The organism is Lonsdalea populi (assembly GCF_015999465.1).
GTDB classification, from domain to species: domain Bacteria; phylum Pseudomonadota; class Gammaproteobacteria; order Enterobacterales; family Enterobacteriaceae; genus Lonsdalea; species Lonsdalea populi.
This window is the reverse complement of the sequence record NZ_CP065534.1, coordinates 179,283-193,627: the sequence shown is the minus strand read 5'-3', so window position 1 is coordinate 193,627 and position 14,345 is coordinate 179,283. Positions and strand designations below refer to the sequence as shown.

Annotated in this window: 12 protein-coding genes; 5 read left to right on the top strand and 7 right to left on the bottom strand. The window is 54.7% G+C overall.

Annotated features, from left to right (window positions below; translation table 11 throughout):
* Positions 1–160 precede the first annotated feature (160 nt).
* The gene (locus I6N93_RS00885) at positions 161–1,972 is read left to right on the top strand and encodes a glycosyl hydrolase family 28 protein (RefSeq protein WP_085688956.1); all 1,812 of its coding nucleotides are present in this window, start codon (positions 161–163) and stop codon (positions 1,970–1,972) included.
* A gap of 133 nt (positions 1,973–2,105) precedes the next feature.
* On the opposite strand, the gene rep is transcribed toward I6N93_RS00885, so the two are convergent.
* The gene (rep, locus tag I6N93_RS00880; protein WP_085688959.1) at positions 2,106–4,130 is read right to left on the bottom strand and encodes a DNA helicase Rep; all 2,025 of its coding nucleotides are present in this window, start codon (positions 4,128–4,130) and stop codon (positions 2,106–2,108) included.
* A gap of 161 nt (positions 4,131–4,291) precedes the next feature.
* Here rep and ppiC point away from each other — a divergent pair, with 161 nt between their 5' ends.
* The gene (gene ppiC, locus I6N93_RS00875) at positions 4,292–4,573 is read left to right on the top strand and encodes a peptidylprolyl isomerase PpiC (protein WP_085688962.1); all 282 of its coding nucleotides are present in this window, start codon (positions 4,292–4,294) and stop codon (positions 4,571–4,573) included.
* Positions 4,574–4,710: 137 nt separating this feature from the next.
* On the opposite strand, the gene ilvC is transcribed toward ppiC, so the two are convergent.
* Positions 4,711–6,189: a ketol-acid reductoisomerase gene (ilvC, locus tag I6N93_RS00870; RefSeq protein WP_085688964.1), complete on the bottom strand. Its 1,479-nt coding sequence runs from the start codon at positions 6,187–6,189 to the stop codon at positions 4,711–4,713.
* A 124-nt stretch (positions 6,190–6,313) separates the two neighbouring features.
* A complete protein-coding gene (locus I6N93_RS00865) occupies positions 6,314–6,778 on the bottom strand; it encodes a DMT family transporter (RefSeq protein WP_197669177.1) in 465 nt (154 codons plus the stop codon).
* A 297-nt stretch (positions 6,779–7,075) separates the two neighbouring features.
* Here I6N93_RS00865 and I6N93_RS00860 point away from each other — a divergent pair, with 297 nt between their 5' ends.
* The 3 genes from I6N93_RS00860 (at position 7,076) to ilvY (ending at position 9,032) form a co-directional block, all read left to right on the top strand.
* On the top strand, positions 7,076–7,612 hold the full coding sequence (locus I6N93_RS00860; RefSeq protein ID WP_085688967.1) for an alanine--tRNA ligase-related protein: 537 nt from the start codon (positions 7,076–7,078) through the stop codon (positions 7,610–7,612).
* Between the two features lie 77 nt (positions 7,613–7,689).
* Positions 7,690–7,812, top strand: a complete 123-nt coding sequence (locus I6N93_RS17395) for a hypothetical protein (protein ID WP_085689002.1) — start codon at positions 7,690–7,692, stop codon at positions 7,810–7,812.
* A gap of 329 nt (positions 7,813–8,141) precedes the next feature.
* Positions 8,142–9,032, top strand: coding sequence for an HTH-type transcriptional activator IlvY (gene ilvY, locus I6N93_RS00850; protein WP_085688970.1), 891 nt, complete (start codon positions 8,142–8,144; stop codon positions 9,030–9,032).
* A gap of 22 nt (positions 9,033–9,054) precedes the next feature.
* Here ilvY and I6N93_RS00845 read toward each other — a convergent pair whose 3' ends face one another.
* The 4 genes from I6N93_RS00845 to ilvE all read right to left on the bottom strand — a co-directional run bounded on the left by I6N93_RS00845 (position 9,055) and on the right by ilvE (position 14,332).
* Positions 9,055–9,789, bottom strand: a complete 735-nt coding sequence (locus tag I6N93_RS00845; protein WP_085688972.1) for a DUF2461 domain-containing protein — start codon at positions 9,787–9,789, stop codon at positions 9,055–9,057.
* Between the two features lie 137 nt (positions 9,790–9,926).
* Complete coding sequence (ilvA, locus tag I6N93_RS00840; RefSeq protein ID WP_085688975.1) at positions 9,927–11,471, bottom strand: threonine ammonia-lyase, biosynthetic; 1,545 nt, start codon at positions 11,469–11,471, stop codon at positions 9,927–9,929.
* Positions 11,472–11,476: 5 nt separating this feature from the next.
* A complete protein-coding gene (gene ilvD / locus I6N93_RS00835; RefSeq protein WP_085688978.1) occupies positions 11,477–13,327 on the bottom strand; it encodes a dihydroxy-acid dehydratase in 1,851 nt (616 codons plus the stop codon).
* Positions 13,328–13,405: 78 nt separating this feature from the next.
* Complete coding sequence (gene ilvE / locus I6N93_RS00830) at positions 13,406–14,332, bottom strand: branched-chain-amino-acid transaminase (RefSeq protein WP_085688981.1); 927 nt, start codon at positions 14,330–14,332, stop codon at positions 13,406–13,408.
* Between the last annotated feature and the right edge of the window lie 13 nt (positions 14,333–14,345).

The following is a 14,345-nucleotide window of genomic DNA, read 5'->3' as shown; positions in this document are numbered from 1 at the left end:
AGGGTAACATTTTGTTGCCCGTACCTTCCCTCACACCTCAAAATCTGCGATGGTTTTCCGGCCCTGAATCGATACAGGACGTATCGCCGCCGTAACGTGATGTTTTCATTGAAAATAGTCATTACGGCTCACACCTATATATAAAATCTAAGGATCAAGGATGAAAAGATTCTCCCTGCCCGGGCGCTATTCCCTGAGCGCGGCCGCCGCATTGCTGCTGTTTACTTGTGCATCGTCAGGCGCCGACAACCTACCCCAACAGCTGCGAGTGCCAACGCTGGCCTACGATGACCACAGCGTAGTGCTGGTGTGGGACGCGCCGGAAGACACGTCCAACATCGTCGACTATCAGATTTACCAGGATGGAAAGCCGATCGGTCTGGCTAGCAAGAACAACGCGGCCAGCTCTCCCGCCAGCCGTTATATCTCTACGTTCTACAAGAACGATACCGCCAACTTTCAGCATCGGATCGTCATACACAACGCTCGAATTGATAACCTGAAGGCGAATACCCAATATCAGTTTACCGTTCGGGTCGTTTATGCCGACGGCACGGTATCCGGCGACAGCAATACCGTCACCGCCAAAACTGCCAGCGTGCCGCAGGTGCTGGATATCACGCAATACGGCGCGAAAGGCGACGGCGCGACGCTGAATACGGCCGCGATCCAGAAAGCCATTAATGCATGTAAACCGGGTTGTCGCGTAGACGTTCCCGCGGGCGTATTCAAAACCGGCGCGCTGTGGCTGAAAAGCGATATGACGCTTAATCTGGTCAAAGGCGCGACGCTGCTGGGTTCCGACAACCCCAGCGATTATCCCGAAGGCTATAAACTCTATCCATACTCCACCTTCACCCGCCCTGCATCGTTAATCAACGCCATCGACAAAAACAGCAGTACGCCGGGAACGTTCAAAAACATCCGCATTGTGGGTCAGGGCATTATCGACGGCAACGGCTGGAAACGCACGGCCGGCGGTACGGTGACGGATGAAGCCAACGTCAGGCTGCCGCAATACGTCGCCAGCAACAGCAGTAAAGTCAGTCAGGATGGGATTTTAGCCAAAAACCAGGTGGATAAACTGGTCAACAACGGCGTTGGCGTCAAACTGGCCTACGGTCAGGGCCGCTCCAGCCTGATAACGCTGCGCGGCGTGGAAAACGTCTATCTCGCGGATTTTACCGTCCGTAACCCCGCGTATCACGGCATCATGCTGCTGGAAAACCATAATGCGGTGGTAAACGGACTGACTCACCAAACCTACGACGCCAACAATGCCGACGGCGTGGAGTTTGGTAATAGCCAGAACGTAATGGCGTTCAACAACGTGTTCGATACCGGCGATGATTGCATCAACTTCGCCGCCGGCACCGGCGCAAACGCCGGCCAGCAGGAGTCGATGAAAGGCGCGTGGTTGTTCAACAACTATTTCCGTATGGGACATGGCGCGATTGTGACAGGCAGCCATACCGGCGCCTGGATACAAGATATCGTCGCGGAAAACAATGTGATGCAGAAAACCGACGTCGGCCTGCGCGCCAAAAGCGCGCCGAGTATCGGCGGCGGCGCGCATAACGTGGTATTCCGGAATAATGCGATGAAAGATATCGTCAAACAGGCGGTGGTTGTCACGCTAAGCTATTCGGACTCTAATGCGACCGTGGATTATCCGGCAGCTAAAACGCCCGCTCGCTTCTACGACTTTGCAGTCAGTAACGTCACGGTGCAGGGCACTTCCGGCGCCTATCCATCGATTGAGATCGTCGGCGACAGCGCTAAAGGGATTTGGCACAGTCAGTTGAACTTCAATAATGTGACGTTGGACGGCGTATCCCCCGCTTCGATTGACGATATCCAGGACAGCACATTTAACCAGGTGAGTTTCACAAATCTGCTCAGCGGAACCACGCCGTGGAAAATCGGCACGGTTAAAAACGTGACCCTAGATGGCAAAAAGCTGACGCAGTAACGTCGGAACGCGAATCCCCGCCGGCGACTCCTCTCGTCTGGCGGGATTTCTTTTTAGACGCCACGCCCTTCTACGGACGTCCTACGATGACAGCGGTCGTTCCGGCCGCGTCCCCCCGGTAATGGGCGCGGTACTACTCTTTCTCTCTGGCCTTCGCCAGCTGCGCACGAATATTCGCCAGATGCCCTTGCCCTTTCTGCATTCGCTCCTGCGGACTGACCACTTTTCTTACCGTTTCCCACTGAACGTCATCCTGCGGCAATTCCAACAGAAAACGGCTCGGCTCCGGACGTATCAGTTCACCATACTGGCGACGCTCGCGGCACATCGTGAAGGTCAGCTCCTTTTGCGCCCGGGTGATGCCGACATAGGCCAACCGCCGCTCTTCATCGACGTTGTCTTCATCGATACTGGTCTGATGCGGCAGCAACCCTTCTTCCATCCCCACCAGATAGACATTGGGGAACTCCAGCCCTTTAGACGCATGCAGCGTCATCAGTTGCACCTGGTCGAGATCTTCTTCGCTTTCGTTACGTTCCATCATGTCGCGCAGCGTGAAACGCGTGACGACCTGCGTCAGCGTCATCGGCTCGTCCAGATCGCTCCCCTCCAGCATCTCCGTCATCCAGGTAAACAGCTGGTTGACGTTTTTCATGCGCATTTCCGCCGCTTTCTGGCTGGGGGAGGTTTCATACAGCCAACTTTCGTAATCCAACCCGTGGATCAGATCGCGCACCGCCGCCACAGGCTCTCGCTCCGTTTGACGCGCAATCTCAGCCAGCCACTGCGTGAAACGCTGGAGCGATTCGAGACCGCGGCCGGTCAGCACCTGAGAGAGCCCCACGTCGAAGCTGGCGTTAAACAGGCTACGGTTGCGCTGATTCGCCCATTCGCCCAGTTTCTTCAGCGTGGCCGGGCCGATTTCTCGTTTCGGCGTATTCACGATGCGCAAAAATGCGCTGTCGTCGTCAGCATTGTTCAACACGCGCAGGTAGGCCAATAGGTCCTTGATTTCCGGACGTGAGAAGAATGAGCTGCCGCCGGAGATCTTGTACGGGATGCGGTTCTGCATGAGCACTTTTTCGAACAGCCGCGACTGATGATTACCGCGATAAAGGATGGCGTAGTCGCGGTACTGGGTCTTGTTGATGAAGTGATGCGCGATCAGCTCGCCTACTACGCGTTCGGCTTCATGATCTTCGTTATTGGCGGTAATAATCTTCAGCTCGTTGCCGTACGCCAGCTCCGAATAAAGTCGTTTCTCGAAGACGTGCGGATTGTTGGCGATCAGGATATTGGCCGCTTTCAGAATGCGTCCGGACGAACGGTAATTCTGCTCCAGTTTAATCACCTGCAACGCAGGGAAATCGTGCTGCAGCAGCTCCAGGTTCTGTGGACGCGCACCGCGCCACGAATAAATCGACTGGTCGTCATCACCGACCACGGTAAACCGCGCGCGGCTGCCCACCAGTTGTTTAACTAGCTCGTACTGGCTGGTGTTGGTGTCTTGATACTCGTCCACCAGCAGATAGCGCAAGCGATGCTGCCAGCGTTCGCGGGCCTGTTTATCGCGCCGGAACAACAGCGTAGGCAACAGGATGAGATCGTCGAAATCCAACACGTTGCAGGCGCGCAAATGTTCGCTGTAGAGCTGATAACAGTGCGCGAACAGAAGATCCCGCTCCGATCGCGCCAGCGCTGCGGCCTGAGACGGTTCGATCAGATCGTTTTTCCAGTTGGAGATCGTCGAGATCAACTGTTGCAGTTGTTCTTTGTCATTCTGCAGCCTGGTTTCCGTCAGCTCTTTGAGCAGCGCCAGCTGATCCTGGTCGTCGAACAAGGAGAAATTGGATTTCATTTCCAGCGCGGCGTATTCGCGCTTGATGATCTCCAACCCCAGCGTATGGAAGGTCGCAATCATCAGGCCGCGACTCTCCTTGCGTCCCAGCGTCTGTGCCACACGCTCTTTCATCTCGCGGGCCGCCTTGTTGGTGAAGGTCACCGCCGCGATATTGCGCGCCTGATAGCCGCACTCCCGTATCAGATGGGCTATCTTCTGCGTGATAACGCGCGTTTTACCAGAACCGGCGCCGGCTAGGACCAGGCAGGGACCGGTAACGAACTCGACGGCGTGTTGTTGGCTGGGATTTAAGCGCATGGGACATCTTGCTCTTTGTTCAAACGGAAGGCGATTGTAGCAAAAGTCGCGGGGCAGGATCGGTGGAAGTGGTCGCCGGCGAGACACCGCGCATTGCTATTGGTATTGCACGCGGGTTACAGTGCCTGCCAGCAACCCCCGATTAAAAAAAGGTATATTTCATGGCAAAAACAGCTTCGGCGCTGCACATTCTAGTCGATACGGAACAGCAGGCCAACGACATCCTGGCCCAGTTGGAACAGGGTGAAGACTTCCAGCAGTTAGCCAAAAAGTTTTCAACCTGTCCGTCAAAACGCAACGGCGGCGACCTGGGTGAATTTCGCCAGGGCGATATGGTGCCGACGTTTGATAAAGCCGTTTTCTCCTGCGAACTGCTCAAGCCCTGCGGACCGGTTAAAACTCAGTTCGGCTATCACATCATCAAAGTGCTGTACCGCCGCTGATCTTGTAAACCGGGCTGGCGGGTGATCCACCGGCCGTCCTCGCGGTGATTCCCTTGTGCATAAGCGCGATCAAAAAGGGCGCAACTTTCGTTGCGCCCTTTGTTATAGCCGGAATGACGTCTTATCGACGTGCAGGATTATCCCGCAACCGCAATGCGTTTCATATCGGTCATGTAGCCACGCAGTTTCTTACCGACGACTTCGATAGGATGGTTGCGGATGGCTTCATTAACGTCACGCAGCTGCGCGTTGTCCACCGCCGTTGCGGCAACGGATTTACCGATATCGCCCGGCTGCAGGCTGCTCATGAATTTCTCTTTCAGCAGCGGCACTGCAGCGTTGGCGAATAGGTAGTTGCCGTATTCAGCGGTATCGGAAATCACCACATTCATTTCGTACAGACGCTTACGGGCGATGGTGTTCGCGATCAGCGGCAGTTCGTGCAGGGATTCATAGTAGGCGGACTCTTCGATGATGCCGGAGCTCACCATCGTTTCGAACGCCAGCTCAACCCCGGCTTTCGCCATGGCGATCATCAGCACGCCGTTGTCGAAGTACTCCTGCTCGATGATTTTGCCTTCAAACTGCGGTGCGGTTTCGAACGCGGTTTTGCCGGTCTCTTCACGCCAGGTCAGCAGTTTCACGTCGCCGTTGGCCCAGTCTTCCATCATACCGCGGGAAAACGCGCCGGAGATGATGTCATCCATGTGTTTCTGGAACAGCGGCGCCATCAGGGTTTTCAGCTGTTCAGACAGCGCGTAAGCGCGCAGTTTCGCCGGGTTAGACAGGCGATCCATCATCAGGGAGATACCTCCCTGCTTGAGCGCTTCGGTGATGGTTTCCCAACCGTACTGAATCAGTTTTTCGGCATAAGCCGGGTCAACGCCGTCAGCCACCAGTTTGTCGAAGCTCAGCAGAGAACCCGCCTGCAGCATGCCGCACAGGATAGTCTGTTCGCCCATCAGGTCGGATTTTACTTCGGCCACGAAGGAGGACTCCAGAACGCCCGCGCGATGACCGCCGGTCGCCGCAGCCCAGGCTTTAGCAATCGCCATGCCTTCGCCCTTCGGGTCGTTTTCCGGGTGAACAGCAATCAGGGTCGGCACGCCGAAACCGCGTTTGTACTCTTCACGCACTTCCGTACCCGGGCATTTCGGCGCGACCATCACGACCGTGATGTCCTTACGCACTTGCTCGCCCACTTCTACGATGTTGAAACCGTGAGAGTAACCCAGTGCCGCGCCCTGTTTCATCAGCGGCTGTACGGCCTGTACCACGGCGGAGTGCTGTTTGTCCGGCGTCAAGTTAACCACCAGATCCGCCTGCGGGATCAGGTCTTCATAAGTTCCGACGATGAAACCGTTCTCGGTCGCTTTGCGCCATGAAGCACGCTTCTCGGCGATGGCTTCTTTACGCAGGGCATAAGCGATATCCAGACCGGAATCGCGCATGTTTAGCCCCTGGTTTAGCCCCTGAGCGCCACATCCCACGATCACGACTTTCTTACCCTTGAGGTAGTTAGCTTCATCTGCAAATTCGTCGCGGTTCATAAAGCGACATTTGCCCAATTGCGCCAGCTTCTGACGCAGGTTCAAGGTGTCGAAGTAATTAGCCATGTGGCGATGCTCCATAATGATGTGTTGGTTGCCGTTGTTTCTTCGTGTTGCCGCCTGGCGGCCCCGGAATAGACACATCATATGACAGGAATTGCATTGCTTAAATTGATATATTGACAACGCGTCATTGCATAATATGCAATGAAAGATCATAACGGTGTAGCCATCGCGAAGCGGCACAGCCGCCGAGCAGAGAAGTCTCTCGATATCCTCTACGACCGAATATCTGTGAAAACAGCGCCAAGGTGATTAATGGCCACCAGTCGGCAACACTGGTCGGCGTTTGAAAACCTTCGATGACGTAGGCCGCAGGCAACAGCACAAAGATTGAGCCAAACGCGCTGTAAAACATAATATCGATAGCGGAAACGCGCGTTCTCAACTTGTACACCACCGACAGGAACAACGCATAAAAGATGGATATGGAAAAAGCCAGAAAGTCGCCTTTAAAGCTACTTGCGGAAGGCGATGCTTTTCCATTGATCAATAACACCAGACCGACAAGAGTGATGGCAATGCCCCAGAAAAAACCCGGCGGAATTTTTTCTTTGTAGACAAAATAAGAAATAGGAATGATGGTGAACGGCACGATATTTGCTCCTTCTGGGTAGCGCCTTAATATTTTAAGAGCAGAAATAATATTTGCTCCTGAAGATAATCCCAAGAACAGGCCCTGCTTCCGGCAGAGGTAGCTTCTAATATCGCTGACCTCGTCACAACCTACGCTCACATCATTTAAAACGCATCCCTTCCCATAATAAACCAGAATTATTATTCTAAAACATTCATCTCAATTAATTTCATATTGCAAGCGCTGCTTGTGAATAGAAAGATAGTATTATATATTTATTTTTTATTAAAGTTATATATCTAGGGAGAATTAAAGATGAATATCGGAGCCGTAGCCAGCCTGCCGCCTACAATCAGGTTGTATAATCAAGATCCATATATGACCGAAACAGAAGCGACAGTACTTTATACAGAAGGGAATATCGCTGTATTTGATAAAACCGTATTTTATGCAGAGTCGGGCGGACAAACGAGCGATATTGGCTGTATTAATGGTAACGACGTCATCGATGTTCAAAAAAAATTAGGCGAGCTATTCTCTGTAAGGAATAAGAAAGTTAACGTTTCCGGGGTTAAAATTAACACGCGAATTATTCATACATTTAGCAACGATGTAGATTTCAATTCCGGAGATAAAGTAAAAATGAAAATTGACTGGGGCCGAAGATACAAGATAATGAAGCATCACACCTTGTCTCATTTTTTGTTTCATGCCTTCAATACGGTATTAAACCGATACAATGTGGATATATTTCTTAAGGGATGTTCTATTAATGAAGAGCGGGCCAGTTACTCCCTGACTAATAAAATAACCGATGAGCAGTTAGCCGAAATAAAAAACTTATTGAGATGACTTATTCTAATGCTCTTCCAATCGCAATGATCCCTGAAACTTCCACGGATGAAGTATATTACTAGAGCGTAGGTAATATTGTTATCCCGTGCGGAGGAACACATATTAAAAACACATCGGAAATCACGGAAAGTATTTTTGTGGGGAAAAAATCGGGTGGTAAAAATAAAACCAAAATTTATATTAAGCTAATCGATTAACGTTCTAGATCTCACCACGTCGTACCTGCGGTCATTTCCAATAATTCGCTGCCGTCTTCCGGATGATAGTAAATTCAGTACTACGCCCTCTGTCCGGATCGTGCCATCACCGCGATTCGGGTCCATTCTGTCCAGCGTAATTAAGCCTCACTTCCGCGTCCGGGATAAAATCTCCCAGCAATTACACTCGTAAATTCGCCGTAGGTCGGCTGTGCCGTCAGCGCAACGACGGTATTCTTTAGGGTTTATGCAGCAATTGATCACCGTGATTGTTATATTAACAACGTCGCATTGCATAATATGCAACATAAAAACAAGGCCTGCATCCAATGGATTTACGCGATCTCAAATTATTTCTGCACCTGGTGGAAAGTCATCATTTCGGTCACACCGCCAAGGCTATGCATCTCAGCCCATCGACCCTGTCACGCCAGATACAGCGCATGGAGGAGGACATTGGGCAGGCCCTTTTTTTAAGGGATAACCGCACAGTGCGGCTGACCGATGCCGGTGAGCATCTAAAAATTTTCGCCCAACAAACGCTGTTGCAGTACCAGCAGATGCAGTTGGCGATGTCGCAGCACGGCCAGTCGCTCAGCGGCGAACTGCGGGTATTTTGCTCGGTGACGGGCGCCTATAGTCATTTGCCCGCGATTCTTGATCGCTTCCGCGCTCGCCATCCGCTGGTAGAGATCAAGCTGACTACGGGCGATGCCGCCGACGCCGTAGACAAAGTCCGTTCGAACGTCGCCGACCTCAGCATCGCGGGCCATCCGGAACTGCTGCCGCCCAGCATGGTGTTCATCCCGATCGGCAACATTCGCATCGCGCTGGTTATCCCGACAATGCCTTGCCCTGTTCAGGTCCAAATGAAGGACCCCCACGTTGACTGGGGGCAGGTTCCCTTCATTTTGCCGCAGTACGGACCGGTCAGAAAGCTCACCGAACGCTGGTTTCGCCATCAGAAAATCGCCAGTCCGCTGATCTATGCGACCGTCTCCGGGCATGAAGCTATGGTATCGATGGTCGCGGTGGGTTGTGGCGTGGCGCTGGTCCCCGACGTCGTGCTGGAAAATAGCCCTGAACCCGTGCGCAAGCGTGTGTTCGTCTTGCAGGAGCAAATTCTGGAGCCTATCCCGCTCGGGATCTGTATGCAGAAAAAGCGCCTGAGCGAGCCCCTGATTGCCGCCTTCTGGGAGACGTTGCAGGAGCACCAATAGCGTGGCCGATTCAGCGTAGGGATCACCGTTGTGGGGACATAGTCCGATCGGACAAGGCGTCGAAAGCACCTGCCTGCTCGGCCCGCTTCATCACCTCAACGTCCATCAGATAGCGATATAACGGCTCCAGCCGGGTAAATCCCTCAGCCAGCGTCGTCACCAATTCGCCGCTAAATAACGCGGACATATCCTGACGGGAAGCGACCGCCGCCAGCGATTTACGGTTATACCAGTGCGCCAGCGCCGCAGGCTGGTCCTTAAGGAGCGGCCTGCGGTAGCGTTCCCCCTCCAGCACAAACTCTTCTCCCAGACATTCCGCGACCTTGAGAAAACGTTGCGGCTCTTCACGCAACGTCTGCCGGAACAGTTCCATCGTGGGTCGGCTGGCGCTGTAGTAGCCCAACCCATAGTGCCAGCTGTCCGGCCTGATTTCGAAGAAATAGGTCGGCGCATCGGTCCAGTTTTTACGGCTGCGCTTGAAGGTCAGCCACATATTGCTGCGATAGCGAGATTTATCGCGCGAAAAACGGGTATCCCGACGAATACGCGAGAGGGTTTTGGTGGGGCGCGTTTCAAAATGTTCGTCGATTTGCAGCATCGTGATGCCGAGCGCATTCACCAGCGCGCGAAACGGCGCCAGAAGCGTCGCCTCACAGTCGGCTCGATGCGCCTCGAACCACTCTTTGCTGTTGTGCTGACTTACCTGCTGCAAGAAGGTAAGCCCCCGCTGTGAAAATCCGTTGAATCCTGTCGTCATGGCTCATGACCACCTTAGTAAAACCGGGCGAAACGGGCGACTGTCACCCGCTTTTCCCCCAAACGATAACGCGCCCGCTGAATAACATCCAGCGGGCGCGTGACGGTCTCCCCATACGCAAAACTTAGCGGCGCGCGTTAGCCTTTCATAAAAAACCGGAACGCCGGATTTTGGGTTTCTTCGTGACACTCATAGCCCAAATCCTGCAGATGGCGCTCAAACGCTTCATCACGCTCGGTGAGTTCAAAGGCGGCCAATACGCGACCATAGTCCATGCCGTGGCTACGATAATGGAACAGAGAGATATTCCAGTGCGTTCCCAGCGTAACGAGGAATTTCAGCAACGCGCCCGGCGATTCAGGGAATTCGAAGCTATAGAGTTTTTCCTCAAGCGGCTTCGACGGCCGCCCCCCCACCATGTAACGCACGTGCAGCTTCGCCATTTCATCATCAGACAGATCGACCACCTGATAGCCCCCCGCCTGCAGATCGGACAGGATTTCCTGCCGTTCTTCATGACCGCGCGTCAGACGCACACCCATGAAGATACAGGCGTCCTCGTCGCTGGAGTAGCGATAGTTGAATTCGGTGATGGCACGACCGCCCAGCAGCTGGCACAGCTTCAGGAAGCTGCCTTTCTGCTCGGGGATAGTGACCGCCATCAACGCTTCCCGCTGTTCGCCCAGCTCGCAGCGTTCGGACACATAGCGCAACCCGTGGAAGTTGACGTTGGCCCCGGACAGAACATGCGCCAGGCGCTCGCCATGAATGTTGTGCTGCTGGATATATTTCTTCATTCCGGCCAGCGCCAAAGCTCCCGATGGCTCAGCCACCGCACGCACGTCTTCAAACAGGTCTTTGACGGCGGCGCAGATAGAGTCGCTATCGACCGTGATGACGTCGTCCAGATACTCCCGGCACAGGCGGAAAGTCTCGTTGCCGATACGTTTGACCGCCACGCCTTCCGCAAACAGACCGACGCGAGCCAAATCCACCGGCTCGCCCGCATCCAGCGCGGCGCGCAGGCAGGCGGAGTCTTCGGCTTCAACGCCGATGACTTTGATTTGCGGCATCAGCTGCTTGATCAATACCGAGACGCCCGCCGCAAGACCGCCGCCGCCGACCGGGATGAAAACCCGGTCAAGATGCGCATCCTGCTGCAACAGTTCCATTGCCAGCGTGCCCTGCCCGGCGATGACGGCCGGATGATCGAACGGAGGAACGAAGGTCATTTTCTGACATTCTGACAATTCGATGGCTTTGGCTTTGGCCTCATCAAAGTTGGCGCCGTGCAGCAGCACTTCACCGCCGAAACCACGCACGGCATCGACTTTGATATCCGCCGTGGCGACCGGCATGACGATCAGCGCTTTAATGCCCAGACGATTGGCGGAGAGCGCCACACCCTGAGCATGGTTGCCGGCCGAAGCCGTCACCACGCCATGGGACTTCTGTTCATCGCTCAGCCCGGCCATCATGGCGTAGGCGCCGCGCAGTTTGAAACTGTGAACAGCCTGGCGATCTTCCCGCTTCACCAGAATGTCGTTGCCCAAACGGGCAGATAGTTTGTCCATCCGCTCCAGCGGCGTGACCTGCGCGACTTCATACACCGGCGAGCGGAGAACCGCCCGCAGATATTCCGCGCCGCAAGGGGCGTCGGAAAGGGGTTGTGAAACTGCCATCAGCTTTAGCCTCCCAGCTTGCTTTTATCCCGGACGGCACCTTTGTCGGCGCTTGTCGCCAGACTGGCGTAGGCGCGTAATGCAAATGAAACCTGACGAGCGCGGTTCTTCGGCGTCCAGGCCGCTTCTCCACGCGCCAGCTGCGCTTCCCGGCGTTGGGCCAGCTCGCCCTCGGCGACATCCAGAACAATACCCCGGTTTGGAATGTCGATAGCGATGGTGTCGCCGTCTTCCACCAGCCCGATCAGGCCGCCGTTGGCCGCTTCCGGCGAAGCATGGCCGATGGACAGACCGGACGTTCCGCCCGAGAAACGGCCGTCGGTGATCAAGGCGCAGGCCTTGCCCAGTCCCATCGACTTCAGGAAGCTGGTCGGATACAGCATTTCCTGCATCCCCGGACCGCCTTTCGGACCTTCGTAACGGATGACCACGACATCGCCAGCTTCGACCTTGCCGCCCAAAATGGCTTCTACCGCATCATCCTGGCTCTCGTACACCTTGGCCGGACCGGTAAACACCAGACTGTTTTTATCCACGCCTGCCGTTTTAACGATACAGCCGTCTTCCGCCAGGTTGCCGTACAGTACGGCCAGACCACCGTCCTGACTGTAGGCGAACTCCTTGGTGCGGATACATCCTTCTTTACGATCGGTATCCAGCGAATCCCAACGGCAGTCCTGCGAGAAAGCCTGCGTGGTACGAATACCCGCAGGGCCCGCCGCATACATTTTCTTCACGCTTTCATCTTGCGTCTGCATGACATCGTAAGCCGCCAGCGTTTCCTGCAGCGACATACCCAGAATGTTGGTCACGTCGCGATGCAGCAGACCGGCGCGATCCAGCTCGCCCAAAATACCCAGCACGCCGCCCGCGCGGTGAACGTCTTCCATATGGTATTTCTGCGTGCTGGGCGCCACCTTGCACAGATGAGGTACTTTACGCGACAGGCGATCGATGTCTTCCATGGTGAAATCGACTTCGCCTTCCTGCGCAGAAGCCAGCAGATGGAGAACGGTGTTGGTAGAGCCGCCCATCGCGATATCCAGCGTCATCGCGTTTTCAAACGCATGCTTGTTGGCGATGTTACGCGGCAACGCGCTATCGTCGTCCTGCTCGTAGTAACGCTTGGTCAGCTCGACGATACGCTTACCGGCATTGAGGAACAGCTGCTTACGGTCGGCATGCGTCGCCAGCAGCGAACCATTACCCGGCTGCGACAGACCCAGCGCTTCAGTCAGACAGTTCATCGAGTTGGCGGTAAACATGCCGGAGCAGGAGCCGCAGGTTGGGCAGGCGGAACGCTCGATTTGCAGGCTATCTTCATCGCTGACTTTCGGGTTGGCGCCCTGAATCATGGCGTCGACCAGATCCAGCTTGATCAACTGGTCGGACAGTTTGGTTTTACCGGCTTCCATCGGACCGCCGGAGACGAAAATCACCGGAATGTTAAGGCGCAAAGCCGCCATCATCATTCCCGGGGTGATTTTGTCACAGTTGGAAATGCAGACCATGGCGTCCGCGCAGTGTGCGTTCACCATGTACTCCACGGAATCCGCGATCAGTTCGCGGGAAGGCAGGGAGTAGAGCATACCGCCGTGACCCATCGCGATGCCGTCATCGACCGCAATGGTATTGAACTCTTTGGCGACGCCGCCTGAAGCTTCGATCTGTTCCGCGACCAGCTTGCCCAGATCGCGCAGATGGACGTGGCCGGGAACGAATTGCGTGAACGAGTTCACAACGGCAATGATAGGCTTGCCAAAATCGGCGTCGGTCATCCCTGTGGCGCGCCACAAGGCTCGCGCTCCAGCCATATTACGACCATGCGTGGTGGTGGCTGAACGGTACTTAGGCATACTCTGATTACTCCAGTTTAAAACAGATGACCGGTAGCAAAACGCGCTGCCGGTAAGAAAAGAATGTGGGTGAAGTGATTAACGGTTAACCGGATCCAACCAGCCCCATTTATCTTCTGTTTCACCCGTAAACAGCCCGAAGAATGCCTGCTGCAACTGCTTGGTGACAGGACCGCATTTGCCGATACCCACCTGAATGCCGTCGACGCTGCGCACCGGCGTGATTTCCGCCGCGGTGCCAGACATGAAGACTTCGTCAGCCAGATAGAGCGATTCGCGGGACAACACCTGTTCGCGGACTTCGAATCCTTTTTGTTTCGCCAGCGTGATGATGGCGTCGCGGGTAATCCCTGGCAGCGCGGAAGAGGTGAACGGCGGCGTGAAGATGATGCCGTTTTTCACTTCGAATAGGTTTTCGCCAGCGCCTTCGGAAACGTAACCGTGAACATCCAGCGCAATGCCTTCCTGATAGCCATGACGACGGGCTTCGCTACCTACCAGCAGCGAAGACAGATAGTTACCGCCTGCTTTGGCCGCAGTAGGGATCGTATTGGCCGCCGCGCGATTCCATGAAGAGACCATCGCATCGATACCCTGATCCAGCGCTTCTTCGCCCAGATAGGCTCCCCACGGGAAAGCCGCGATGATCACATCCGTTTTATAGCCCTCTGGTGGGTTCACGCCCATGCCGACATCGCCGACGAACACCAACGGACGGATATAAGCGCTCGATAAGTTGTTTTTGCGCAGCGTTTCGCGGCACGCTTCCATCAGTTCGTCGACGCTCTGAGACAGCGGCATACGGTAGATCTTGGCGGAGTCATGCAAACGCTGCATATGCTCGCGGTGGCGGAACACGACCGGGCCATGGTGAGAGTTATAGCAACGGACACCTTCAAACACGGAAGTACCGTAGTGCAAGGCGTGAGACATCACGTGAACTTTTGCATCTGCCCAAGGAACCATTTCGCCGTTGAACCAGATATAGTCAGCTTTCTTTGTCATCGTTAATTTCCTT